Genomic DNA, 24550 nt, shown 5'->3' with positions numbered 1-24550 from the left:
ATGCTTGATAGGAGAGAGGGGCACAATAAAAAAGAGGACATCTTTGTGAGACGTCCTCTTTTTATTTTGGCAAAGCCCGAATTATTCAGCGCTTTCTGCTGCTGCAGGAGCTTCTTCTGCCGGAGCTGCGGCAGCTGCTTCTTCAGCTTGCTTAGCAGCTTCAGCGGCTGCCAATTCTGCTTTCTTTTTAGCTACGATTTCTGCTTTTGCCTTGTTTGCTTCTTTTTCTGCTTCCAGACGAGCTTTTTCTGCAGCTTTTGCAGCTTCGCTATCTTTGTCTTTTAAAGCCTGAACAGAAGCCTGTTTGTTTTTCAACCAAGCCTGAAACTTAGCTTCAGCTGTTGCTTCGTCGAATGCACCCTTCTTAACACCTTCCAATAAGTGCTTTTTCATGCAAACACCTTCGCGGGAAAGGATGTTACGAGTGGTATCTGTAGGTTGTGCACCTACCTGTAACCAATACAAAGCTCTTTCGAAGTTCAAATCTACTGTAGCAGGATTAGTGTTCGGATTATAAGAACCTATCCTTTCAATAAACTTTCCATCACGTGGAGCCCTGCTGTCTGCGACTACGATCTGATAAAAAGCGTAGCTTTTGCGACCGTGTCTCTGCAATCTAATTTTTGTTGCCATGTTTGAATAATTAATTTAAGCTGTTTGTATTAGCGGGTGCAAAGATAGGGATTTTTACATACAAAACAAGCATATTGAAGAAGAAAATAATTGATTATCTTTGCATGCGTGTGAAATTCTCAATTATCAAAAAAATAAACGGATACATTATGAAGACGAATGTGTTGAAGAAAATGCTATTAATGCTGTTGTGTGTTGTTTCTGCAAGTGTGACTGCCTTTGGGAAGGAGTTGGTTTCGAACGTGTTGCCGATTGCCGATCCTTATATTCTGTTTTACAACGATACGTACTATGCCTACGGAACATCCCGTGCGGACGGTTTCGATGTGTACAGTTCGAAAGACCTGAAATCGTGGGAGCGTTCTCCCAGCCCGGCATTGAGTAAAGAGGATTCTTACGGGGACAAATGGTTCTGGGCGCCGGAAGTGTATTATGTCGCGAAGGATAAGAAATTTTATATGTACTATTCGGTAGAGGAACATGTTTGTGTTGCCACGTCCGATTCTCCTTTAGGCCCGTTCGTCCAGGATGAAAAGAAGCCGATCCGGGAAGAAAAAGGGATCGACACTTCCGTTTTTTTCGATGAAGACGGGAAAGCCTATCTTTATTTCGTCCGTTTTACGAACGGCAATGTGATCTGGTGTGCCGAACTGAAAGATAACCTGAAAGAAATCGAGGAAGAAACATTGACGCAATGCATCGAAGCAGCCGAGCCGTGGGAAATGGTGTTCGGGAAGGTTGCCGAAGGGCCTTCCATCGTCAAGCGGGACGGGCTTTATTATATGCTCTATTCCGCCAATGACTTCAGAAGCCAGGATTATGCCGTAGGTTATGCGACATCGGATTCCCCTCTCGGCCCGTGGAAGAAAAGCGGGAAAAATCCGCTTCTGCATAAAGTGGAAGAGCTTGTCGGAACCGGCCATGGCGCGCCGTTCCTGGACAAGGCGGGCAGATACCGCTATATTTTCCATGCCCATAAAAGTCGGACGGAAGTGAATCAGCGAAACTCTTACATTATTGATATGTCTCTGACAGGAAAGGATCGTGTTTTGATTGGCGGCGGCTTGATACGGCCGGAAGTCGTGAAATAAATCTTTTCTTTCGGCAGAAACAGCGTGCTGAAACGATAGGTTTATTAGCCGATCGATAAAATTGGTATTTCTATCCGTAGTTTTGGTACGGACCGTGTGAATGTTCCTTTTTATTTTTGCAACAGGAAACAGAACAGGTAAAAAATGAAACAGGAAATGGAAAAGGAATGGAACAATGAGCACGGTATGAACCGTCGTGGTTTTCTGAGGCAGGCGGTATTGGCTGGTTCTACATTTTGTGTGGCTTCGACAACCGGGAAGGCGGGAGGCTCGGAACCGGCAGTAATGAATATATCCGGGGGACCGGATACTGGTCTTGCAGGTATGGCTGCTGTTCATAATCGACGGACACTGGGTAGCGGCACTGCTGCTATGAACGTTTCGGCAATGGGTTTCGGTTGCATGGGATTGAACCATCATCGCAGTCAGCATCCCGGTAAAGAGCAGTCGATCGCCCTGATACGTGAAGCGATCGAACGTGGCGTAACGCTCTTCGATACCGCTGAAAGCTATGGCTATCATAAAAACGAGAAACTGGTTGGGGAGGCTTTGAAAGGTTATGCGGACCGTGTATTCGCTTCCTCTAAATTCGGTCATAAGTTTGTAAACGGCGTGCAGATAAAGACCGAGGAGGATAGTACTCCGGCCAATATCCGCCGGGTTTGTGAAAACTCTTTACGCAACCTCGGTGTCGAAACGCTTGGTATCTTTTACCAGCACCGCATTGACCCGAATACGCCTGTCGAAGTAGTAGCCGATACTGTCAAAGAACTGATCCGGGAGGGAAAGGTATTGCATTTCGGACTTTGCGAAGTGAATGCCGGAACGATCCGCCGTGCGCATGCGGTCTGCCCTGTTACGGCCATACAGAGTGAATATCATTTCATGCATCGCGATGTGGAAGAGAACGTATTACCGGTTTGTGAGGAATTAGGTATCGGTTTTGTTCCGTATAGCCCGCTCAACCGGGGACTCTTGGGTGGCATGATTAATGAATATACACGATTCGAAGCGGCGAATGACAACCGTCAGACTTTACCGCGTTTTCAACCCGATGCCATTCGTGCCAATATGCGTATCGTGGAAGTGCTTAACGCGTTCGGCAGAACGAGAGGCATCACTCCGGCTCAAGTCGCGTTGGCGTGGCTGATGAATAAGAAGCCGTTTGTCGTACCGATTCCCGGAACGACAAAACTTTCCCATCTGGAAGAAAACCTGCGGGCGGCAGAATTTCGCTTTACGGACAGCGAAATGAAAGAACTGGAGGAGGCTGTCGCTGCCATTCCGGTCATCGGCAGCCGTTATGATGCCTTGCAGGAATCTAAAGTACAGAAATAATTAAAAACACAGAAATGAAAAGTTTGATCGCTTTGGGTATGAGTGCGTTGCTTTTATTGGCAGCGTGTTCTCGAAGTTTAGTGTTAAAGATTGCCGAACAGGGCAGTTTTGCCGTTGGCGGTACGGTGCTGATCGATTCGCTTGGACATACCTATCATGGCGACCATGCATACGTGTTTTACCAGAAGCCGGTCGATGCACGGAAATATCCGCTCGTTTTTGCCCACGGCGTAGGCCAATTTTCCAAAACATGGGAGACGACACCTGACGGGCGTGAGGGATTTCAGAATATCTTTTTGCGTCGGGGATTCTCCACATATCTTGTCGATCAGCCTCGGCGGGGTAACGCCGGAAGAGGTACGGAGACAGTTACCTTGTCGCCTGTTTTTGATGAAGAGATCTGGTTTAACCGCTTTCGTCTCGGTGTGTGGCCTGATTTTTTCGAAGGGGTACAGTTCAGTCATGACAAGGAAGCTCTCGATCAGTATTTCCGCCAGATGACACCGACTGTCGGTTCCACTGATTTCGAAGTCTATTCCGATGCATACGCAGCCTTGTTCGACAAGATAGGGCCGGCAGTTTTCGTCACGCATTCCCAAGGTGGTCCTGTTGGATGGCGAACGTTGTTGAAGACAAATAATATCAGGGGAATCGTATCCTATGAGCCGGGTGGGGGAGTCCCTTTTCCCGAAGGACAAGTTCCGGAAGAGGGAAAGATACTGACACTTTCCCGGAAAATGGAAGGGGTCGAAGTTCCTATGTCCGATTTTATGGAGTACACTAAAATACCGATTGTCGTGTATTACGGAGACAATCTGCCTGAAACGGACGAACGGCCGGAATTATACGAGTGGACGCGGCGTTTACACCTGATGCGCAAGTGGGCGGAAATGTTGAACGAATTGGGTGGTGACGTCACGGTTATTCATCTGCCGGAAGCCGGATTGCACGGTAACACACATTTCCCTTTCTCGGATTTGAATAATGTCGAAGTGGCGGATTTGCTTTCCACTTGGTTGCATGAAAAGAATCTGGATTGACGTTTGGCGTCTTTTCCTTCCTCGATGTTGTTATTGCAATCTTTCTGCATTTCCCTCTCTCCTTATTGTCATTCTTTCAAAAAAGGCATTGGTTCAAAACGAAACTACTACCGCATCTAATTCGATTTTCTACCCCATTTAGTTCAAATTACCCGCAGGGGTAATATTTTTTAACAAACAGGCGTTTTTGTATGTTTTTATGAATCAGTTATTTGTGACAAATATGCGTTTAAGGGGGATATTGTCGTTTTTTTGTGAATTTAATGTCCCGGAAAGCGGAAAAATCCTCGGTTCTTTGAATGTGGCCTAAGGGTGGATAACGCACGATTATTATCATTCCTATTTATTTCTTACCTTTGCCGCTCGTTTAATAAAAGCAATACATTATATATATTATATGATTTCAGTAGACGGACTAACAGTAGAGTTTGGCGGTAGCGCATTATTTTCGGATATATCTTTTGTCATTAACGAGAAAGACCGGATTGCCTTGATGGGAAAGAACGGCGCAGGTAAATCAACCTTGTTGAAGATTTTGGCGGGAGTGCGTGAACCGACTCGCGGCAAAGTGTCAGCACCAAAAGATACCGTTATCGCTTATCTTCCGCAGCATTTGATGACGGAAGACGGTCGTACCGTTTTTGAAGAAACAGCCCAGGCTTTTGCGCATCTGCACGAGATGGAGGCGGAGATTGCTGCAATCAACAAAGAACTGGAAATACGGACCGATTATGAATCGGACAGCTACATGGAGCTGATCGAGCGTGTATCGACGTTGAGCGAGAAATTCTATTCCATCGAGGAAATCAATTATGATGCCGATATCGAGAAGACCCTGTTAGGACTTGGTTTCACCCGCGAAGACTTTACCCGCCAGACGAGCGAGTTCAGCGGTGGCTGGCGCATGCGTATCGAATTGGCGAAATTGTTGTTGAAGAAGCCGGATGTGCTCTTGTTGGACGAGCCGACCAACCACCTCGATATCGAGTCGATCCAGTGGTTGGAAGATTTCCTGATCGACAACGGGCAGGCTGTTGTGGTGATCAGCCATGACCGTGCTTTTGTGGATCATATCACGACTCGCACGATCGAGGTGACGATGGGCCGCATCTATGATTATAAGGTCAATTACAGCCAGTACCTGCAACTGCGCAAGGAGCGTCGCGAACAGCAACAGAAAGCATACGACGAACAACAGAAGTTTATTGCCGAGACAAAAGATTTTATCGAACGTTTCAAGGGCACTTATTCCAAGACCTTGCAGGTGCAGAGCCGTGTGAAGATGCTCGAAAAACTGGAGATTCTGGAAGTAGACGAGGAAGATACTTCCGCTTTGCGCCTGAAGTTCCCGCCTTCGCCCCGTTCGGGGTCTTATCCGGTGACGATCGAGAACGTGTCAAAATCGTACGGGGAGCATACCGTTTTCCGTAATGCCAATCTGATGATCGAGCGGGGTGACAAGATCGCTTTCGTTGGAAAGAACGGGGAAGGTAAATCCACGTTGGTTAAATGCATCATGAAAGAAATCGGGCATGACGGCACGTTGACGATCGGGCATAACGTGATGATCGGCTATTTCGCGCAGAACCAGGCTTCCCTTTTAGATGAAAACCTGACGGTATTCCAGACGATAGACGATGTTGCAAAAGGGGAAATACGTAACAAGATCAAGGATCTGTTAGGCGCATTTATGTTCGGCGGCGAAAATTCGACTAAAAAAGTAAAAGTGCTGTCCGGTGGCGAGCGTACCCGGCTGGCCATGATCAAGCTGTTGCTGGAACCGGTCAATTTGCTGATCCTCGACGAGCCGACGAACCATCTGGACATGAAAACGAAAGATATCCTGAAACAAGCCTTGATGGATTTTGACGGGACGTTGATCGTCGTGTCGCACGACCGTGATTTCCTGGACGGCCTTGTGACCAAAGTTTACGAGTTCGGAAACAAGAAAGTGACGGAACATCTTGAGGGTATCTACGAGTTCCTGCAACGCAAGAAGATGGAGAACCTGAACGAGTTGGAACGGAAGAATTAAATCCGTATCCCCAGTCCGAGCATCAGGTCGTAAGTGGAATAATCCACCCGGGGATAATACCTGTAGTTTGTCCGTCGTGAGAAATAGCGGTTTGTCAGGGTGATGTTCCACTTGTCCTTTAATAAATAAGCCAGTTTCATCGAGAAGATAGTCAGGCGCGCGTTTCCGGCATCGCCCTGGATATTCAGGGTGCTGGGGTCTGTCTGCGACCAGTCGATCTCCGGATCATAGCCCTTCCAGGTGAAGATATGGTAGTTTTCCATGTTGAGCAGAAAAGCCAACCGTTTGTTGTAGATGATGCCGGCTCCGGCTTTTGTGCTGTAGCCGCTTCCCAGGTTATAATCCCGTTCGCCGAGCAACATGTAATCCGAAAGGCTGGCTCCTAAAGCTACGCCGTTTGCGTACAGTTCGGCATAAATATCCGTTTTGTCTCCCGATGTGGCTTGCTTGTAATAAATCAAGCCGCCCCCTGCTGCTGCCGGTGCTGCGATACGGTAGGGAGGAACGGTCAGATCGCTTCCGTGGCGGAGCTCCGAATTGTAGAAGTCGAAATGTTGGAAAAATCCGGCGGAAAGCGTACGCGCTCCTTTTGTCCAAACTGTTTTCCCCCATAAGGCGCCGATGGCGTTGACCTGGCTGACAACCGGCTGCGCCGAGAATAAATCCATCCCGAAGTTGAGGCGAAACCATTCATAAGGAGAATAGAAATCATCGTTGATAGGATTTCCGTAGTCGATGCGGAAATTAATATTCAAGCTCGTCGTGCCCCGCTTCGAACCTTCCTGCTCTGCCAGAAAACGCGGTCCCATTGTCACGATGAAGTTCACAGGAACAGACGTATAGGTTCGTCCTTTTGAAGAACTATGCCGCCAGGCTTCACCCGAAATGATACGGTTGAAGGCGCGGACCGGCGACAGGATGCCCGCCAGCACTTCACGTCCGACACGTTCGGCCCCCGATGAACGGTTGTCGATGAACAGGTCGGACAGCCGGTAGGTGATTTCTCCCAATTCGATTCCCCCGAATGTCGTTGCCAGCATGTCGTTGATGGAAGGCGGTTCGTTTTCCATAAAGAACTCCCACATCAGGCTACCGCCGGCTGCAAACGGGGCGGATTGCCAGAAGTTCATCCCGTTGCTGCGTGCTGAGTTGAAATAGAGCGAACCGTGGTAAGGATGAGAAAACAGGTTGGTCGTGAACTGGTCGGTATCCCATACCGGGCCTTTCCTGAAATTGCTCTTGATCGTATGCCCGTTGATATACGCCCAGTCTTCTTTCACGATATAACGGTCGAATCCCCAGACGACCATATTGAGCCCGAATGTTTCGAGTGCCGCTTTCCAGGGGCGGCGGGGCTGGAATAAAGTGGTGTCGCTTGTATAATGGCGATGTGTTATTTGAGGTATGTATTCTTGTCCCCATATCCATGAAGACGAAAGCAGACAAATAAGTCCGGTTAATATAAACTTCTTCATTTTTTCTTAATTAGATAATCATCAGCACCTTTTTGGACGCAAACTTATATATAATTAACAGCCGGATATTCGTTTGGTTTAAATTATTATCAGGTCGTCTTGATAGAAAACCGCAACATTGCGAGGAAATACTTATTTTTGCAGAAAAAATCAAAATGATAGACTTCATTACGTTTTGCGACTATACCGGAACATTCGCTTTCGCGATTAGTGGTATTCGCTTGGCTTCGGCTAAACAATTTGACTGGTTCGGCGCTTATGTGGTTGGTGTAGTGACGGCGGTAGGAGGTGGTACGATCCGTGATATCCTCCTCAATGCCACTCCTTTCTGGATGGAGCAAGCCTCTTATCTCATTATATCGGCACTGGCATTGCTCTTCGTTATCATCTTCCGGAAATATGTGATCAGCTTGAAGAATACGTTCTTTATATTCGATGCTATCGGGTTGGGACTGTTCGGCGTAGTGGGTATCGAAAAGGCGCTCGCTTTCGGGTTCCCGATGTGGGTGGCTATTGTGATGGGGACGATTACGGGGGCTTTCGGAGGGATGATCCGCGATATTCTGATTAATGAAGTGCCGCTGATATTCAGGAAAGATATTTATGCGTTGGCATGCGTGTTCGGAGGCCTTATTTATTATGCTTGCTTGCAGATGGGAATCGGCCCGTCGCTGACACAGTTTATCGCTGCTACCGGAATATTCGTTTCCCGGATCGTGGCGGTAAAATATCATATAAGCGTCCCTGTATTAAAAGGGGAAGAATAAAATTATTAACTTTGCGATCTATGACAGCAAATATGAACACTCAAAGTGAGAAAGCCTCGATCCTGCTCATCTATACAGGCGGAACGATCGGTATGATCGAAAACCCGGAGACCGGCGTGTTGGAATCTTTTAATTTTCAACATTTAAAGGATAATATGCCGGAGCTGAAGAAGTTGGGCTATGCGGTTTCGACCATCCAGTTCGATCCGGCTATGGATTCATCGGAGATGGGGCCGGAGTCATGGATGAAGATCGTGAAGATCATTGCTGACAATTATCAGCTGTACGACGGTTTTGTCGTGCTTCACGGTACGGACACGATGTCTTTCACGGCATCCGCTTTGAGTTTTATGCTGGAGAATTTAAGTAAACCGGTCATCTTTACCGGTTCGCAATTGCCGATCGGCATGTTGCGGACCGACGGGAAAGAAAACCTGATCACCGCTATCGAGATCGCCGCAGCCAAGGAAAACGGCGTCCCGGTTGTACCGGAGGTTTGTATCTTTTTCGAAAATGACTTGTTGAGGGGCAACCGTACGAGTAAGATCAATGCGGACAACTTCAATGCTTTCCGTTCATACAATTATCCGCCGCTGGCACATGCCGGTATCTATATAAAGTATGACACCGGGCAGGTTTACCATCCTGTTTCGAGAAAGCCGTTGAAACCGCATTACCTCTTGGACCGGAACATAGCAGTGCTGAAACTTTTTCCGGGGATTTCTCCCCAGGTGGTGGAAAGCATCCTGAACATACCGGGGCTGAAGGGTGTCGTGATGGAGACGTTCGGAAGCGGTAACGCGCCGTGCTACGATTGGTTCCTGACGATGCTGAAAGATGCGGTGAGCCGGGGAATTGTGATTGTGAATGTAACCCAGTGTAGTGCCGGAAGCGTGGAAATGCACCGGTATGAGACTGGACATAAATTGTTGGAAGCGGGGGTGATAAGCGGATTCGACAGTACGACTGAAAGTGCTGTCACCAAACTCATGTTCCTTTTCGGCCACGGCCTGACGCCGGAGGAGGTGAAGGACCACATGAACTGTTCGCTGATCGGGGAGGTGACGATCCCCGACACGTTTCGCCCGTAATTCCTGTTAAGGACTGAATTGGAAATTAAAATGAAACTATCATTTCTGAGTTTAGCAAGTGGAAGCAGTGGAAACTGCTATTATCTGGGAACACCCGAGTTCGGTGTGTTGATTGATGCGGGTATCGGTATTCGTACCATAAAGAAGGTGTTGAAAGATAAAGCGATCGATTTCTCCAAAATTATTGCAGTCCTGATCACGCATGATCATGCCGATCATATCAAGACCGTGGGGTGTCTGGGAGAAAAACTTTGTATTCCTGTCTATACGACGGAGGCTGTTCACCGGGGGATCAACAAGAGCCGCTATGTGGAGGAAACGCTTGTCGGTTCGCGTAAGGTGATCGAAAAGGAAGTGCCTTTTATGATCCGCGATTTCCGCATTACTGCTTTCGAGGTCCCGCATGACAGTACCGACAATGTCGGCTATTATATCGAATATGGCGATCATAAGTTCACGTTGGCAACGGATGTCGGCCATATCACCGAAACGGTAAGCAAATATATGAGCATGGCGAACCACCTGATCATAGAGGCCAATTATGACGAAGAGATGTTGCAGTTCGGCACGTACCCCGCTTTCCTGAAGGAACGCGTTGCCAGCCCGACCGGACATTTGAGCAACCGTGAAGCTGCCGAGTTCCTCGCAACCCATTATGATCCCAAACTGAAAGATATCTGGTTGTGCCACCTGAGCCGTGACAATAACCATCCCGAACTTGCCTATAAGACAGTCGATTTCCGTTTATTCCAAGAGGGGGTGCGGGTAGGAAAGGATGTCTCCCTGCATGCTCTGAAGCGGACTACACCGTCTGATATTTTTGAATTCGAGTAAATTTTTATGTAAAAAATTGCGGGAAAAGTTTGCGAAGAAAAATTAAACTCCTATCTTTGCACCCGCAATCGAGAAGCAACGATAGCATGAATGACTTGGTAGCTCAGTTGGTAGAGCAAATGACTCTTAATCATTGGGTCGAGGGTTCGAGCCCCTCCCAGGTCACTCTGATAAAAAAACAAAACCAACAAAAATGACTCGGTAGCTCAGTTGGTAGAGCAAATGACTCTTAATCATTGGGTCGAGGGTTCGAGCCCCTCCCGGGTCACAAAAGCAACAAGTTGATAAACAGTATTTTACAGTTATTCTGTGAAGTGCTGTTTTTGTTTATGGACCTTTTTTATGCGGTAAATATAGGCTGTTGAAAATTCGGCATTTTAGTTGTTTAGCAGGATGTAGCCATTCAAATATGTGGCAAAATAAATCCAGATGATATAAGGGATGAATAAGAATGAACTGACTTTTTTTACTGGATAACTCTTAATAGCATACATAGTCACACAGATGTCAAGAATAAGAATATCAATAAGTCCTAACAAGGGATTTCGCAGGTAGAAGAATAAAATACTCCATGTGAAATTGAAGATTAGCTGAATGCCAAAGAGCTTGATCAGTTCTTTTTTCTTTATTGAGTTTGATAAAAAAATTATTCCGATAGATATTCCCATACAAAGATAGATAATACTCCATGCGATCGGGAACACTACATTCGGAGGAGTTAATTTCGGTTTGGAAAGAAGTGGATACCACATCTTAATAGCCTCATCCTGAAAGTAACTTGCGGTCAATCCGATAAAAAAACATATTAATACCGGAATAATTATTGCTACAACTTTTCTCATAACTTTATCTTGATAATATCATTTAGTTTAGTAGTATAACAAGGGGATAGCAGTTCTTGTTTTAACTTCCACTTCCTTCGTCCGTCCTGTACCGCCAAAAATAGGTTATTTCGGGAAAAGCCATTATTAAGTCGGTCTACAACCTCCATCAGCTTTTTATGTTTTTCTCGGTCCACGACATCGAATATGTTTTGTTGGATTGCGTTGTCCGGTACGATATCCATGAGAATAACTCCGGCTTTTTTGAAATAATATCCTTTCCGGTAGATATTTAGAAGCGCAGCAATTGCGTAGTGCACAATCTCAGGAGTACTGTTTGTCGGGACTGGTAGTTTGATCACGCAATTCTTGAAATATTGTGGCAGATCCTCCCTGAAATTGTTGGTATGAATGAAAACCATGAGCGATTGTGCGCAAGACTTCTGTTTGCGTAGCTTACCGGCACAGATACTTGCAAAAGAAGAAACAGCCTCTTTCAATCCCTCAATATCCGCGATCGTTTGTCCAAACGCCCTGCTGGTGCAGATTTGTTTTTTAGCCGGAGCTATTTGTTCCATATCGATGCAAGGTTCACCGTTCAGTTCTTTCCAGGTACGTTCACCTACGACTGTCATTTGTTGTCGGACCCATGCTTTCGGCATTTGGGCGAAGTCGTAAGCACTATATACGCCGTATTGCTCTAATCGCTTCGCATGCCGGTGTCCGATGCCCCAGACATCGCTGATCTCTGTGCGTTTTAAGGCTTCGATTCTCTTCTCCTCGGTGTCTATAATGCAAACTCCTTTGTATCCTTTATGCTTCTTAGCGAACTTGTTGGCTACCTTAGCTAATGTCTTTGTCAGGGCGATACCCATAGAAACAGGTATCCCGGTTCCTTTGGTGACCGACTGGACTATGCCTTCTCCGTATGTTTTCAGATCATATAAACCAAATCCAGAGAAATCCAAAAAGCATTCATCAATTGAATAAATCTCGACATTGGGAGAATAGGAGGAAAGCATACTCATTACCCGGTTGGACATATCGCCATACAGGGTATAGTTGGATGAGAATACTCCGATATTATATTGTTCAATTTCAGTTCTGATCTGATATGCCGGGACTCCCATCTTTATACCGATCTTTTTTGCCTCATTGCTTCGGGCAATAACACAGCCATCGTTGTTTGATAGCACAACCACCGGCCGGCCATTCCAATATGGATTGAATGCGCGCTCACAACTCGCATAGAAATTATTACAGTCTACTAAAGCGAACATTTTATGCTCTCCTGTTGTGCTTCTTAATGGAGTAGGTGACTATTCCCCAGACCATAAAATCATTTTCTGATGTTACCTTGATTGGCTGGTAGGCTTCGTTTGCAGGGATCAGCCAAATGACATTAGACTCGATCCGGATATACTTGATCGTAAATTCTCCGTCTATATAGCAGACTGCCATATCTCCGGTTCGCGGCTCAAGGGATTTATCAATAACTAAAATATCCCCGTCATCTAACCCTGCATCTTTCATAGAATCTCCTGAAACACGTCCGTAAAACGTACAGGCTGGGTGATGAATCAGTTCTTTGTTTAAATCAATAGCCTGGCTGATATAATCCTGTGCCGGACTTGGAAAGCCGGCTTTAATTCCTCCATCCGCATAAGGTAGCGGCATATAGGTTTCAGTATCTACATTGTAGATGGTTAAATTCTTTTCGTTTTTACTCATAAATGGTCTCCTTATTGACAAAAGTAGGAAATGATTTGGTTAATATCATTGAACTGGTTGTTAATGTTTTAGAGATAATTTTTTGTCTTGGAATAGTGAAAAAGTGCATCTGATGAAATTGAAAGGCTTTTTTATGATATAAAATCGGTAACAATGGTTATGTAATCTGTAATTGGGGTAATGAAGATGTCTGGATTATCTTTTACTTTTGTAACCGGAATGTTGTAAGTGATATAATGGATATTTTTTGTATTACTCGGTAAGTTAAATATTTGCGGTTATGGATAAGATACTCAATTTGGATAATGTGGACCTGTATAACAAATTATACGGCCTTGAAACGTTGAACCCGCTGATCAGCGTGGTTGACCTGAACAAAGCGACCAACGGTGTAGACCTCATCCGGTTCAACTATGGCGTTTATGCACTGTTCCTGAAACTTGAAAAGGCCTGTGACATCAGATACGGACGTCAGACTTACGATTACCAGGAAGGTACTATCGTCTGTTTTGCTCCTGGACAGACGGCGGAAACGACTCCGACGACGGACAAGGTCCAGGTTAACGTATATGGGATTCTTTTTCATCCGGACCTGCTGCGGGGGACGTCGTTGGGGAAGGTAATTAAGAAATACACGTTTTTTTCTTATGAGGTAAGCGAAGCGTTGCATCTTTCGGAAGAGGAGAGAAGTATCGTGATGGATTGCCTGAAGATTATACGTATGGAACTGGAACATGGTGTGGACAGGCATAGCAAGACTTTGCTGGTAAACCATATCGAATTGCTACTTAACTATTGCATGCGTTTCTATGAACGCCAGTTCATTACCCGCAGCAAGGCGAACAGCGATGTGTTGACACGCTTCGAGAGCCTGCTGGATGAGTATTTCGAGGGGGCGACTGCTGAGAGTAACGGCCTGCCTACGGTGAAATACTTTGCCGACAAGCTCTGCCTTTCGTCTAATTATTTTGGCGATATGTTCAAGAAGGAAACCGGGAAGACACCGCAGGAATATATTCAGACGAAGGTTATCGAACTGGCTAAGGAGCGTATCTCCGTTGCGGAGGAAACTGTCAGCCAGATTGCCTACTCGCTGGGATTCCAGTATCCGCAGCATTTCTGCCGCTTGTTTAAGAAGCGGGTAGGGTGTACGCCAAATGAATATCGGGCACAAAACAATATGTGAGTGATTTTTTAGGCGATGAAAGAAAAAACGTTGGACATAAAGACCGTATGTGAATGCAATCGGTGTTTGGGGTGCGAGACGCTGCATCCGCAGGTCAGTATCATCAATCTGGAGAATCCGAATCTGGAACAGGATGCCGTAAGGTTCGAGTTCTACGCTATCCTGCTGATTGAAGATTGTGAAAACGGGTGCGATTGTTGCGGGCGCAAATATTACGACTATTCTAATGCAACGATGGTGTTTCTTACTCCCGGCGAAATTTTCGGCATGAGCGAGAATAATACGCTTCCCGACAAGGGTTATCTTTTGGCTTTCCATCCTGATTTACTGTTCCGCACCTCGTTGAAAAATCATATCAAGAATTATACTTTTTTTTCCTACCGCAAGGAAGAGGCATTGCATCTTTCGCAACGGGAAACGGCGAAAGTGACCTGCTGCCTCGAAAATATCGAAGACGAGCTTCATCATGCTATAGACACGCATAGCAGTACCATCCTGTCCCGCCATATCGAACTGTTACTGGATTATTGTACGCGCTATTACGAGCGGCAGTTCATTACCCGTGAAAACAAAAACAAGGCGATTCTGGAGAGAATGGATAAGATTCTCGACGGCTATATCGCCTCCGGTAAGTTACAGGACGGCAAGCTCCCCACTGATGCCTATTGCGCTGAAAATCTAAATTTGTCCATTGCTTATTTCAATGATCTGTTGAAATTTGAAACAGGTAAGACGCTTGCCGAATATTTCCAGCTAAAACGATTATATATCGCCAAAAACCTTTTGTTGAAAACGGACAGCACGCCTGCCGCCATTGCCTGCCAGCTGGGTTATCCGAGCGTGCAGCATTTCAGCTTGATATTTAAAAAGATAACAGGTTTCTCACCCAATGAATACCGGTGTTCGCAGAATTAAAAGCCGTAATTAATCGTTTTTTAAGTATATTGAGGCTGTACAAAATGAAATCACTCCAAAAAGGTTTTTGGAAAAAGTTGAATATGTCTCTTGGTTTCATGAAGGCAAAGGTCACAAAAGTCTATGGGATTAGTGTAGTCTCAGGGAAACCTCGCCAAAAGGCTCTTGCTCAGATGGAGTTTTGTATCAAGGCTCACAGTAAAATGTTGTGCTTTAAATGTTTACAGGTAGGGTGAAGGTGAATGCTAATTTTAAAAATACTTCACAAGCCGTATTTTATGGCTACCGTCCTGTAAAAAGCTATAAGCTTATACCTTGTTTTTGGAAAGCTATGCTTGTCGCTTCCGGAAAAGCCGCCGTCTTCTTTGGGAAGAAAACGGCGGCCGAATCATTACCAGAAATACCAATAGAATGCGGCTGTAATACCCAGGATGATTACGGAGTGGATCACATCCCAATGATTCCAGCTTGCACGTGTGGCCGCCCGTTCTTCTGGCGTCGCCGTTCCGAATACCAGACCTTGTATTTTTTCTGCTTCGGGTGCTTTCGTGCAAAGGCTGACAACGATTGTCAGGATGATGCAGAAGAGAAACATCCATCCGCAGAAGAACAACCAGTTCATGTCATAGAACAGGGCTTTGAACAGATTGTCGGATGCGTCGACCGCATTGCTGTAAAAAACTTTGGCTCCCAGGCGGGTAATACCGATGATGATACCTGCCAGCATCCCCCACATACCTCCTTGGGCAGAAGTTCGTTTCCAACAAATCCCCAACAGGAAGGCGGCGGCTATACCCGGTGACAGTACGGATTGTACGTCCTGCAGGTAATTATAGAGGACATCCCCGACGCTGCGCATGATCGGAATCCAGAGGATACCCAGAATCACGATTACGACCGTTGCGATCTGACCGATTACAACCAGCTTCTTTTCGGGTGTTTCCGGTCTGAAACGTTTATAAAAGTCGATCGTGAACAACATTGCCGACGAGTTGAATAGGGATGCCAGCGAACTCATCAGAGCAGCTAAAATGCCGCATACGACAAGCCCTTTCACGCCTGCTGGAAGCAACTTCGCTACCAATGTCGGGAAAGCTGCATCCGGAATGGAAAGTTTGAATACTTCGCCATTGATAACCACTCCGTTTTTATTCAATGCGAAAGCAATCATCCCCGGAATCAGGAAGAGGAATACTGGGAGTAGTTTCAGGTATGCCCCGAAAATGGCGCCACGGCGGGCTTGTTTCATATTTTTGCCCGAAAGGACGCGCTGCACGATGTACTGGTCGGTACACCAATACCAGAAGCCGATGATGGAGGAACCGATCAGCGCACCGAGCCACGGATATTGCGGGTCGCGGTTGTCACGGATCAGTTGCGTCATGGTATCGCCGTAATCGTTTACGACAACAGATTTGCAGGCAGCCATCATTTCGTCCCAGCCTCCTAATGCTTTAAAGCCGAGCACGAGGATAATCAGAGAGCCCAACAGCAGAATAGGGGTTTGGAGCACGGACGTATAAAGAACGGATTTCATTCCCCCTACAATCGTATAAAGGGCGGTTAACAAGACCAGTCCGATCGCAGCAATCCAAAAGAAGTCGATTCCCCACAGTTCCTTAATGCCGAAAACTTGCTGGAATACCAATCCGCCGGCATAAACCGTAACAGCCACTTTTGTCAATACATAACTGATTAATGATATAAAGGAAAGGATGGTACGGGATTGCGGATTATACCGTCTTTCCAGAAATTCAGGCATCGTATACACCATACTACGTGTATAGAAAGGAACGAATACCCAGCCGAGGATCAGAATCATCCATCCCTGGATTTCCCAATGAGCCATTGCCATACCGCTGGAAGCTCCTGCTCCTGCCAGTCCGATAAGATGTTCGGAGCCGATATTGGATGCGAAAATGGATGCACCGATGGCGAGCCAGGTGGCATCGCGGCCACCGAGGAAATAGTCGGCAGAGTTGTTTTGTTTTTGTTTAGATACCCATATAATAATCCCGATTAGAGCTAAAGCGAATAGCCCTATTACAATAAAGTCTAATGTTGCCATAATAGTGTTTTACATGATTTTAGGGAATTAAGAATTAAAAATTATGAAGTAAGAATTACAATCCCGCATTTTTTACTTCATAATTTTTAATTCTTAATTTCACAAGGGGATTTTGTCAATCCTGCGCTGATGCCGACCGCCTTCGAACGAGGTGTTCAGGAAGGCTTCGACCGTGTGAGTGGCTTCCTCTTGACTGATAAATCTGCCGGGCATTACAAGTACGTTTGCATCGTTGTGCTCGCGTGCGAGACGTGCTATCTCTTCCTGCCAGCACAGAGCGGCTCGTATTCCCTGATGTTTATTGAGTGTCATGGCTATTCCGTTTCCAGACCCGCAGATAGCTATTCCGGGATATACATCGCCGGCTTCTACAGCTTCGGCAAGCGGATGGGCGTAATCGGGATAATCACAACTTTCTGTCGAGCAGGTTCCGAAATCTTTATAGGCTAACCCTTTCGAGTCGAGTATTTGTTTTACGAATTCTTTCAGTTCGTACCCTGCGTGGTCACTACATAAACCTAATGTTTTCATCTTTATCTGTTAGAGGAGTTTGGAATTTATGATTTCAGATTTATGAAGAGTTGATGAATCATAAATCTGAAATCATAAACCTATTAGTTCAATAATTCTTTTACCTGATTGTATACATTCTGTCCCGTGAAGCCGAGTTTTTCGTCCAGTACCTTGTACGGAGCGGAGAAACCGAATGATTCGAGTCCCCAAACCTTGCCGTTGGCACCAACCAACCCTTCCAGGTTGACCGGCAGCCCGGCTGTAAGCCCGAATACCTTGCTTCCTGCCGGAATGACGGACTCTTGGTATTCTTTGCTCTGGCTGCGGAATAAACCTTCAGACGGAACAGATACGATGCGGACCTTGATGCCATCGGCGCGAAGCAATGCTGCTCCTTCTTCCAATGTGGAAACTTCCGAACCGGAAGCGACCATGATTACATCAGGGTTTTCGTCACCTTCTACAATATAAGCACCCTTTTCGGCCTGCAAAGCTTCGTCGTAACGGTTTCCCTTTGCGGGCAGGTCAGTGATGTTCTGACGGGAAAGAATCAAAGCTGTCGGAGTGGCTGTGTTTTCCATAGCCATCTTCCAGGCAATTGTCGTTTCGGTCACGTCTGCCGGACGAAGTACCAACATGGAGTTGTGTCCCTTGTGGTTCTTCAGTTTTTCCATCAGACGGATCTGTGCTTCCTGTTCAACCGGTTCGTGTGTCGGTCCGTCTTCGCCTACGCGGAAGGCATCGTGAGACCAGATGAACTTAACCGGCTGTTCCATTAGGGCAGCCATGCGAATCGCTGGTTTCATGTAGTCGGAGAATACGAAGAACGTACCGCAAGCTACGATTACACCTCCGTGGAGTGACATACCGATACATACGCAAGCCATTGTCAACTCGGCTACGCCAGCCTGAAGGAATGCACCGCTGAAATCGCCTTTCACGAATGCATGTGTTTTTTTCAGGAAGCCGTCGGTCTTGTCCGAGTTGGAAAGGTCGGCTGAAGAAACGATCATATTTTCCACCTGGGTTGCTAACACGCCTAAGACGGTTGCCGAAGCGGCACGGGTCGCCTGGTTCGGTTTCTGTTCGATAGCTTTCCAGTCGATGACGGGTGCTTTACCGGAGAACCACAGCTCCATCTTAGCTGCCAGTTCCGGATTGGCTTTCGCCCATTCTGCTTTGGCAGCATAGCGTTCTGCTACGATTGCTTCCAGTTCTTTAGCACGTTTGGTATACAGTTCCGCAACTTCGGGGAAGATCTGGAACGGATCTTCCGGGTTTCCTCCCAAGTTCCGGATGGTGTCTGCGATAGAGACGCCGGCTGCCGAAAGAGGTTGTCCGTGTGTGGACACCTTGTTTTCGTAGCTGCTCTTGTCAGCACCTACGGCTCCTTTACCCATGATCGTGTTACCGATAATCAGGGTAGGACGGGATGTTTCGGCTTTCGCTTCGGTCAATGCCCGGCGGATTTCCGTCACATCGTTTCCGTTGATCGTGATGACTTTCCAACCCCATGCTTCGTATTTCATGGCTACGTTTTCAGCAGTCACTTCGCCTACGGTTGTGGAAAGCTGGATGTTGTTGGCATCGTAGAACATAATCAGGTTGTCCAGTCCCAGCGTACCAGCAATACGTCCGGCTCCTTGGGAAATCTCTTCCTGGATACCACCGTCGGAAATATATGTATAAATCGTCTGATTCATAACGTCACCCAGGCGTGCTTTCAGGAACTTGGCAGCGATAGCGGCACCTACGGCGTAAGTGTGGCCTTGTCCCAACGGACCGGATGTGTTTTCTATACCACGCATCACGTTGACTTCGGGATGTCCCGGAGTAACACTACCCCACTGGCGAAACTCTTTCAGTTCGTCGACTGTGAATTTACCTGTGAGGGCGAGTACTGAATAAAGCATCGGCGACATGTGTCCCGGATCCTGGAAGTAGCGGTCTCTGCCTTCCCATGTGGGATTCTTGGGATCATACACGAGGAACTCTGAAAACAGTACGTTCACAAAGTCTGCACCACCCATTGCACCACCGGGGTGACCGGATTTCGCTTTTTCTACCATTGACGCAGCCAGGATACGGATGTTGTCCGCTGCTTTGTTCATTAAATTAATATCGTTCATTGTGATGAATTATTTTTATTTTTTTGCAAAGATAGGCAATCTCTTCGTAATGACCATCCTATCAATGAAACAATTCATTTTCGGTAAAGTTCCCTAATTTCCGATATTTCTCATAGAGAGCAAGATACACCAGGTGATTTTCGTGATTCGGCTGGTATTCTTTTGCAAAACCTTGTCCCATAGCCCGCTGTGCATCCTCGATTTGGGTATATATACCGGCTGCTACGGCAGCGAACATGGAAGCTCCGAAAGCGCAAGCCTGTTCCGCTTTCGCCACTTTGATCGGCATATCCAGCACATCCGCCAAAGTCTGCATAACAAACGGGGATTTCAGTGAAATGCCGCCGATTCCGATCACACTCTCAATCTTGATGCCGTTCTCCAAGAAACGGTCGACAATGGCTTTCGATCCGAACGCCGTCGCTTCCACCAGGGCCCGGAAGATAAGTGGAGCGGAGCTTGCCAGGTTGAGGCCGGTAATCGTTCCTTTCACTAACTGACTGGCATCTGGTGTGCGGCGACCGTTCATCCAGTCTACTGCCAGGATCGTACTTTCGCTTACCGGCACTTTTGCAGCCTCTTCGGACAGAACGGGGATGATCTTGTCTGCCGTTTCTTCGATCAGCCTGGCTTTTGTCTCTTCGTCGACCAGGGTGCTCTTGGCCAAGATGTTTTCGAGCGGCCATGCCAGTACGCGTTTGAACCAAGCATAAATATCGCCGAAACCGGATTGTCCGGCTTCCAACCCGATCATGCCGGGGATAACGGAACCGTCCACCTGCCCGCAGATGCCAGGAACCAGTTTGTCACCCATTTCTTCATAAGATGAAACCATAATGTCGCAGGTCGACGTACCGATCACGCGTACGAATGTACGGGGAGTGATCTCGGCCCCGACAGCTCCCATATGGCAGTCGAACGCGCCGACCGAAACAGCCACGCCGGTTGTCAAGCCGAGACGTTCCGCCCATTCTGGCGTCAATGTACCCACTTTCGCATCACTGGTATAAGTTTTCTCGAACAAATGGCTACGGAAACCGGCCAGCTTCGGCTCAAGCGAGGTTAGGAATTCTTCGGCAGGCAGTCCGCCCCATTTTTCCAGCCACATCGCTTTATGTCCGGCTGCACAACGGCTGCGGTACACCTCTTCCGGTTTGGTCTTCCCTGTGATAAGGGCAGGCAACCAGTCGCAATGCTCGATCCATGCATAGGCTTCCTTACAGACACTATCGTCTGTGCGGAGGACATGCGCCATCTTGGCCCATACCCACTCGGAAGAATAGATGCCGCCTTCGTAGGCGGTGTAGTCGATACCCCAGCGTTTCGCCAGTTCGTTGATCTCGGCGGCTTCCCGGATGGCGGTATGGTCTTTCCAAAGGACGAACATCGCATTCGGGTTTTCTGCATATTCGGGCAGCAAGGCGAGGGGAGTACCGTTCTTGTCGGTCAGGACAGGCGTGCTTCCGGTCGTATCGAAAGCAATGCCAACTACGTTTTGCGCTGTCCCGTCAGGGCATTGTGCGAGTGCATCCTTTACCGTGGCTTCCAGCCCTTCTATGTAGTCCAATGGATGCTGGCGGTACTGGTTTTTTGCGGGATCACAGTATTTCCCTTCCATCCAGCGGGAATAGTACTTGACAGCCGAAGCCATTTCGCGGCCTGTCGCAGCATCGACGACTACGGCGCGACAGGAATCGCTGCCGTAGTCCAGGCCTATAACATACTTTTCGTTTGCCATGACTTAAGCCTGTAATGCGCGGTTCAACATGTAATACAGATCGTTGTATTGCAATTCTTTCTTGAAGCTGGAAATGGTCGTATCCTTGTCGATCACCACCAGTTCGATACCGGCGATATCTGCATAGTCTTCCATATATTCCACTGTCAGGTCGTAAGAGAAGCTCGTATGATGGGTTCCTCCGGCCAGTATCCAGGCGGCGGCACCGATCTCCAGATTCGGTTGCGGAATCCAGAGTGCGCTGGCAACCGGAAGGTTTGGCAGCGGTTTGCTCTTGATGCAATCCACCTTGTTTACGATCAGGCGGAAACGGTTTCCCATGTCGACGATTGTGGCAGCAACGCCTTCACCCGGTTTGCTGGTGAATACGAGGCGGGCCGTTTCACTGTCTATGCCAATGCTCAAGTGGTGTACTTCCAACTTCGGCTTATGTTCGGCGATCAACGGGCAAACTTCCAACATATGTGCCTGGAGGATTGCGCTCTTTTCGCCGTCGAAATTCAAAGTGTAGTCTTCGAGGAAGGAACAACCTTTCGGCATTCCCTGGCTCATAAACCACATGGTACGGTACAGGGCTGCTGTTTTCCAGTCGCCTTCGGCACCGAAGCCGTAGCCTTCCGCCATCAGGCGTTGTGATGCCAGACCCGGAATCTGGTCGAACTTGCCGAGGTCATCGAAATTGGTTGTAAAGGCTTTTGCCCCTTTGTCTTTCAGGATGCGGCGGATGGCGATTTCGGCTTTTGCAGAGTTCCATACTTTCGTATAGGCTTCCGTATTTTTATTTTCCAGTTCGGGCGCATGATCGTACTCGGCGAAATACTGTCCGACAAGTTCCTCCACATCTTTGTCTTCTACTGTGTCGTAATATTTCATCAGGTCATTTACCGGACAGTAATCGACATGGTAACCTAATTTCAGTTCGGCTTCCACCTTGTCACCATCTGTAACGGATACGTTATTCATCTGGTCGCCAAAACGGATGATCTGCATATCCTGCGCATCGGCCCAGGCAGCCGCCACACGCATCCAGACAGCGATCTTGGCTTGTGCTTTCGTATCTTGCCAGTGCCCTACCACGACTTTGCGGTTTTTACGCATCCGGCTTACCATATGGCCGAATTCGCGGTCGCCGTGAGCAGACTGGTTCAGGTTCATGAAATCCATATCCATAGTTTCCCAGGGTATCTCTTTGTTAAACTGGGTATGGAAATGAAGCAACGGCTTTTTCAGCTCTTGCAGGCCGTGTATCCACATTTTGGCCGGAGAGAAGGTGTGCATCCAGGTAATAACACCAATACATTTGTTGTCGTTGTTGGCGGCTTTGAATGCAGCCGTAACCTCTTTTGCCGAATTAACAGTCCCTTTGTAGACTACTTTTACAGGCAGGTTCCCGGATTCGTTCAATCCTTTTACCATTTCATTGGAATGAGCATCCACTTGGATCACTGCGTCACCTCCGTACAGAAGCTGTGCTCCCGTTACGAACCATACTTCAAGATCTTTAAAATTTGTCATGGTTTATTGATTTAATTGTTATGTTATTTATTTTTGTCCGTAATAAGCATTCGGGCCGTGTTTGCGTTCGAAATGTTTTGTGATAAGATATTTGTTCATGGTCAATTGGGGATTGATGCCGTACGAGATATACGCCATCTTGGCCACCTGTTCCATTACGACCGCGTTATAGACGGCTTCTGCCGCATTCTTGCCCCATGCGAACGGGCCGTGATTTCCCACCAAGACTCCCGGAATGTGTACCGGATTCAGCTCTTTAAAGCGTTCGACGATCACGTTGCCGGTCTCTTTCTCATAATCGCCTTCAACCTCTTCTTTCGTCATCGGGCGGGTACAGGGAATCGCATCGCTAAAATAATCGGCGTGTGTCGTGCCGATATTCGGAATGTCGCATCCGGCCTGCGCCCAGGATGTTGCATATGTGGAGTGAGTGTGTACGATTCCCCCGATTTCCGGGAATGCCTTGTACAGGACCAAATGGGTAGGAGTGTCCGATGATGGTTTGAGGTTACCTTCCATTATATTCCCGTCCAGGTCGAGTACCACCATGTCGCTGACTTTCATCGTTTCGTAAGAAACTCCGGAAGGTTTGATTACGATCAGGCCTTTTCCCCGGTCTATGGCACTTACGTTTCCCCAAGTAAAGATGACCAATCCGTGTTTTACCAGGTCCAGATTGGCTTTAAAAACCTTTTCTTTTAACTCTTCAACCATACTTATTACTTGTTTATTTGTGGTTTGTATGTGTTCGGGTGTAAAAGTAACACTTTAGTGCGGCGAGTGTACAAAAAAAGCTATGTTCTACAACATAGCTACCTTTGTTTTTGCTTTTATTCCCCTTGGCGTGGAATTTCAGTTTCATAGGCATGAAATTGTAGTTCCATTCGCATGGAAATGAAAAAACATTCGATGTCCTTTCCTATAAGGAAAAATAGAATCCCTGTTCCAGCAGATGATCGTATTTTTCTTTGTTGAACATATAATAGAAAGCTCCTCTTTTGGAACCTTTCTTATCTTTTTCATCCAACTTCTCCAGAATATCCATCGCATTCAGTTTTTTGCGGAAGTTGCGTTTGTCCAGTTGGGTTTGGTAGATGGCTTCATACAGGCTCTGCAATTGTGGTAACGTGAATTTTTCGGGAAGCAGGTTGAATCCGACCGGACGGGTTGCTGCTTTTCTGCGCAGGCGGGCCAATGTGTCGGTGATCATTTGGTTATGGTCGAAAATTAGTTGCGGGACTTCGCTAATCTTGGTCCAGACCGCATTGTGTTCCTCCAATGTTTCGGCACTGAAGTCATTCATATTGACGAGTGAATAGTATGCTACGGAGATAACCCGCTCTCCGAGATCGCGGGTAACATCTCCGTAAGCACCTACCTGTTCCATAAAAAGATTATCGATGCCGGTACAGTCGGTAAGCACGCGTGATGCGGCTTCCTCGATACTTTCACCTGCTTTGATAAAACCGCCCATCAGAGACCATTGCCCCATCATGGGTTCAAACTTTCGTTTATAAAGTAATACATTGAGCTCTTTTTGATCGAATCCGAGTATGATACAATCTACTGCAACGTAAAATTTGGTTTCGTTCTGATAAAAAGCGGTTGTCATGATTTTTATGGAATTATA

The 24550-nt window shown here is 47.0% G+C and carries 21 protein-coding genes and 2 tRNA genes; 11 read left to right on the top strand and 12 right to left on the bottom strand.

Annotation, left to right across the window (positions count from 1 at the left end):
• Positions 1–81 precede the first annotated feature (81 nt).
• Complete coding sequence (locus H8S65_RS13970) at positions 82–633, bottom strand: 30S ribosomal protein S16 (protein ID WP_186930543.1); 552 nt, start codon at positions 631–633, stop codon at positions 82–84.
• Positions 634–782: 149 nt separating this feature from the next.
• Between H8S65_RS13970 and H8S65_RS13965 the strand changes: the two genes are divergently transcribed.
• The 4 genes from H8S65_RS13965 to H8S65_RS13950 all read left to right on the top strand — a co-directional run bounded on the left by H8S65_RS13965 (position 783) and on the right by H8S65_RS13950 (position 6137).
• Positions 783–1724 carry a glycoside hydrolase family 43 protein gene (locus H8S65_RS13965; RefSeq protein ID WP_186930542.1) on the top strand — a complete coding sequence of 314 codons (942 nt, stop codon included), beginning with the start codon at positions 783–785 and terminating at the stop codon, positions 1722–1724.
• Positions 1725–1868: 144 nt separating this feature from the next.
• Positions 1869–3062 carry an aldo/keto reductase gene (locus H8S65_RS13960; protein WP_255489231.1) on the top strand — a complete coding sequence of 398 codons (1194 nt, stop codon included), beginning with the start codon at positions 1869–1871 and terminating at the stop codon, positions 3060–3062.
• Positions 3063–3100: 38 nt separating this feature from the next.
• A complete protein-coding gene (locus tag H8S65_RS13955; protein WP_255489232.1) occupies positions 3101–4102 on the top strand; it encodes an alpha/beta hydrolase in 1002 nt (333 codons plus the stop codon).
• A gap of 397 nt (positions 4103–4499) precedes the next feature.
• Entirely contained in the window at positions 4500–6137 is a 1638-nt protein-coding gene (locus H8S65_RS13950; RefSeq protein ID WP_186930540.1) for an ABC-F family ATP-binding cassette domain-containing protein, read from the top strand.
• On the opposite strand, the gene H8S65_RS13945 is transcribed toward H8S65_RS13950, so the two are convergent.
• Positions 6134–7612 carry a DUF3943 domain-containing protein gene (locus tag H8S65_RS13945; RefSeq protein ID WP_186930539.1) on the bottom strand — a complete coding sequence of 493 codons (1479 nt, stop codon included), beginning with the start codon at positions 7610–7612 and terminating at the stop codon, positions 6134–6136. The two genes, H8S65_RS13950 and H8S65_RS13945, sit on opposite strands and share 4 nt — an antisense overlap.
• 155 nt (positions 7613–7767) lie before the next feature.
• On the opposite strand from H8S65_RS13945, the gene H8S65_RS13940 reads away from it, so the two are divergent.
• The 5 genes from H8S65_RS13940 to H8S65_RS13920 all read left to right on the top strand — a co-directional run bounded on the left by H8S65_RS13940 (position 7768) and on the right by H8S65_RS13920 (position 10572).
• Positions 7768–8379: a trimeric intracellular cation channel family protein gene (locus H8S65_RS13940; protein WP_186930538.1), complete on the top strand. Its 612-nt coding sequence runs from the start codon at positions 7768–7770 to the stop codon at positions 8377–8379.
• A gap of 20 nt (positions 8380–8399) precedes the next feature.
• Positions 8400–9470 (top strand): asparaginase, encoded by a 1071-nt coding sequence (locus H8S65_RS13935; protein ID WP_186930537.1) that lies wholly within the window; start codon positions 8400–8402, stop codon positions 9468–9470.
• A 30-nt stretch (positions 9471–9500) separates the two neighbouring features.
• On the top strand, positions 9501–10304 hold the full coding sequence (locus tag H8S65_RS13930) for an MBL fold metallo-hydrolase (protein ID WP_186930536.1): 804 nt from the start codon (positions 9501–9503) through the stop codon (positions 10302–10304).
• Between the two features lie 92 nt (positions 10305–10396).
• Positions 10397–10469 (top strand) — tRNA-Lys (locus H8S65_RS13925).
• A gap of 30 nt (positions 10470–10499) precedes the next feature.
• A tRNA-Lys gene (locus H8S65_RS13920) sits at positions 10500–10572 on the top strand.
• Between the two features lie 109 nt (positions 10573–10681).
• Here the strand turns inward: H8S65_RS13920 and H8S65_RS13915 are convergent.
• Genes H8S65_RS13915 through H8S65_RS13905 form a run of 3 tightly spaced genes read right to left on the bottom strand, consistent with a single transcriptional unit; the run spans position 10682 to position 12856 of the window.
• Positions 10682–11146, bottom strand: coding sequence for a TspO/MBR family protein (locus H8S65_RS13915; protein ID WP_186930535.1), 465 nt, complete (start codon positions 11144–11146; stop codon positions 10682–10684).
• Positions 11143–12405 (bottom strand): Y-family DNA polymerase, encoded by a 1263-nt coding sequence (locus H8S65_RS13910; RefSeq protein WP_186930534.1) that lies wholly within the window; start codon positions 12403–12405, stop codon positions 11143–11145. Before H8S65_RS13910 ends, H8S65_RS13915 begins: the two co-directional genes overlap by 4 nt.
• Before the next feature lies 1 nt (position 12406).
• Entirely contained in the window at positions 12407–12856 is a 450-nt protein-coding gene (locus H8S65_RS13905) for a LexA family protein (RefSeq protein WP_186930533.1), read from the bottom strand.
• Positions 12857–13136: 280 nt separating this feature from the next.
• On the opposite strand from H8S65_RS13905, the gene H8S65_RS13900 reads away from it, so the two are divergent.
• On the top strand, positions 13137–14042 hold the full coding sequence (locus tag H8S65_RS13900; RefSeq protein ID WP_186930532.1) for a helix-turn-helix domain-containing protein: 906 nt from the start codon (positions 13137–13139) through the stop codon (positions 14040–14042).
• Between the two features lie 15 nt (positions 14043–14057).
• Positions 14058–14957, top strand: a complete 900-nt coding sequence (locus H8S65_RS13895) for a helix-turn-helix domain-containing protein (RefSeq protein WP_186930531.1) — start codon at positions 14058–14060, stop codon at positions 14955–14957.
• 391 nt (positions 14958–15348) lie between these two features.
• Here H8S65_RS13895 and H8S65_RS13890 read toward each other — a convergent pair whose 3' ends face one another.
• The 7 genes from H8S65_RS13890 to H8S65_RS13860 form a co-directional block, all read right to left on the bottom strand.
• Positions 15349–17025, bottom strand: coding sequence for a sodium:solute symporter (locus H8S65_RS13890; RefSeq protein ID WP_186930530.1), 1677 nt, complete (start codon positions 17023–17025; stop codon positions 15349–15351).
• Between the two features lie 99 nt (positions 17026–17124).
• Positions 17125–17556, bottom strand: coding sequence for a ribose 5-phosphate isomerase B (gene rpiB, locus H8S65_RS13885; protein WP_186930529.1), 432 nt, complete (start codon positions 17554–17556; stop codon positions 17125–17127).
• An 83-nt stretch (positions 17557–17639) separates the two neighbouring features.
• Complete coding sequence (locus H8S65_RS13880; RefSeq protein WP_186930528.1) at positions 17640–19667, bottom strand: transketolase family protein; 2028 nt, start codon at positions 19665–19667, stop codon at positions 17640–17642.
• 61 nt (positions 19668–19728) lie between these two features.
• The gene (locus tag H8S65_RS13875; protein WP_186930527.1) at positions 19729–21405 is read right to left on the bottom strand and encodes a ribulokinase; all 1677 of its coding nucleotides are present in this window, start codon (positions 21403–21405) and stop codon (positions 19729–19731) included.
• Positions 21406–21408: 3 nt separating this feature from the next.
• Positions 21409–22920: an L-arabinose isomerase gene (araA, locus tag H8S65_RS13870; protein ID WP_186930526.1), complete on the bottom strand. Its 1512-nt coding sequence runs from the start codon at positions 22918–22920 to the stop codon at positions 21409–21411.
• A gap of 27 nt (positions 22921–22947) precedes the next feature.
• Positions 22948–23634 carry an L-ribulose-5-phosphate 4-epimerase gene (locus tag H8S65_RS13865; protein WP_186930525.1) on the bottom strand — a complete coding sequence of 229 codons (687 nt, stop codon included), beginning with the start codon at positions 23632–23634 and terminating at the stop codon, positions 22948–22950.
• Positions 23635–23839: 205 nt separating this feature from the next.
• Positions 23840–24532, bottom strand: a complete 693-nt coding sequence (locus tag H8S65_RS13860; RefSeq protein ID WP_186930524.1) for an NUDIX hydrolase — start codon at positions 24530–24532, stop codon at positions 23840–23842.
• Positions 24533–24550 lie beyond the last annotated feature (18 nt).

Origin of the sequence: Parabacteroides hominis, assembly GCF_014287585.1 — a bacterium.
GTDB classification, from domain to species: Bacteria; Bacteroidota; Bacteroidia; order Bacteroidales; family Tannerellaceae; genus Parabacteroides; species Parabacteroides hominis.
Note: the sequence above shows the minus strand (reverse complement) of the source record. Positions and strands in the feature narration are given on the sequence as shown.

Bases quoted from the DNA above. Each gene is read 5' to 3' on its own strand.
- H8S65_RS13915 (WP_186930535.1), bottom strand. From the start codon at position 11,146: ATGAGAAAAGTTGTAGCAATAATTATTCCGGTATTAATATGTTTTTTT.
- H8S65_RS13955 (WP_255489232.1), top strand. From the start codon at position 3,101: ATGAGTGCGTTGCTTTTATTGGCAGCGTGTTCTCGAAGTTTAGTGTTA.
- H8S65_RS13930 (WP_186930536.1), top strand. From the start codon at position 9,501: ATGAAACTATCATTTCTGAGTTTAGCAAGTGGAAGCAGTGGAAACTGC.
- H8S65_RS13875 (WP_186930527.1), bottom strand. From the start codon at position 21,405: ATGGCAAACGAAAAGTATGTTATAGGCCTGGACTACGGCAGCGATTCC.
- araA (WP_186930526.1), bottom strand. From the start codon at position 22,920: ATGACAAATTTTAAAGATCTTGAAGTATGGTTCGTAACGGGAGCACAG.
- H8S65_RS13965 (WP_186930542.1), top strand. From the start codon at position 783: ATGAAGACGAATGTGTTGAAGAAAATGCTATTAATGCTGTTGTGTGTT.
- H8S65_RS13950 (WP_186930540.1), top strand. From the start codon at position 4,500: ATGATTTCAGTAGACGGACTAACAGTAGAGTTTGGCGGTAGCGCATTA.
- H8S65_RS13880 (WP_186930528.1), bottom strand. From the start codon at position 19,667: ATGAACGATATTAATTTAATGAACAAAGCAGCGGACAACATCCGTATC.
- H8S65_RS13905 (WP_186930533.1), bottom strand. From the start codon at position 12,856: ATGAGTAAAAACGAAAAGAATTTAACCATCTACAATGTAGATACTGAA.
- H8S65_RS13960 (WP_255489231.1), top strand. From the start codon at position 1,869: ATGAAACAGGAAATGGAAAAGGAATGGAACAATGAGCACGGTATGAAC.
- H8S65_RS13900 (WP_186930532.1), top strand. From the start codon at position 13,137: ATGGATAAGATACTCAATTTGGATAATGTGGACCTGTATAACAAATTA.
- H8S65_RS13945 (WP_186930539.1), bottom strand. From the start codon at position 7,612: ATGAAGAAGTTTATATTAACCGGACTTATTTGTCTGCTTTCGTCTTCA.
- H8S65_RS13935 (WP_186930537.1), top strand. From the start codon at position 8,400: ATGACAGCAAATATGAACACTCAAAGTGAGAAAGCCTCGATCCTGCTC.
- H8S65_RS13910 (WP_186930534.1), bottom strand. From the start codon at position 12,405: ATGTTCGCTTTAGTAGACTGTAATAATTTCTATGCGAGTTGTGAGCGC.
- H8S65_RS13895 (WP_186930531.1), top strand. From the start codon at position 14,058: ATGAAAGAAAAAACGTTGGACATAAAGACCGTATGTGAATGCAATCGG.
- H8S65_RS13940 (WP_186930538.1), top strand. From the start codon at position 7,768: ATGATAGACTTCATTACGTTTTGCGACTATACCGGAACATTCGCTTTC.
- H8S65_RS13970 (WP_186930543.1), bottom strand. From the start codon at position 633: ATGGCAACAAAAATTAGATTGCAGAGACACGGTCGCAAAAGCTACGCT.
- rpiB (WP_186930529.1), bottom strand. From the start codon at position 17,556: ATGAAAACATTAGGTTTATGTAGTGACCACGCAGGGTACGAACTGAAA.
- H8S65_RS13865 (WP_186930525.1), bottom strand. From the start codon at position 23,634: ATGGTTGAAGAGTTAAAAGAAAAGGTTTTTAAAGCCAATCTGGACCTG.
- H8S65_RS13890 (WP_186930530.1), bottom strand. From the start codon at position 17,025: ATGGCAACATTAGACTTTATTGTAATAGGGCTATTCGCTTTAGCTCTA.
- H8S65_RS13860 (WP_186930524.1), bottom strand. From the start codon at position 24,532: ATGACAACCGCTTTTTATCAGAACGAAACCAAATTTTACGTTGCAGTA.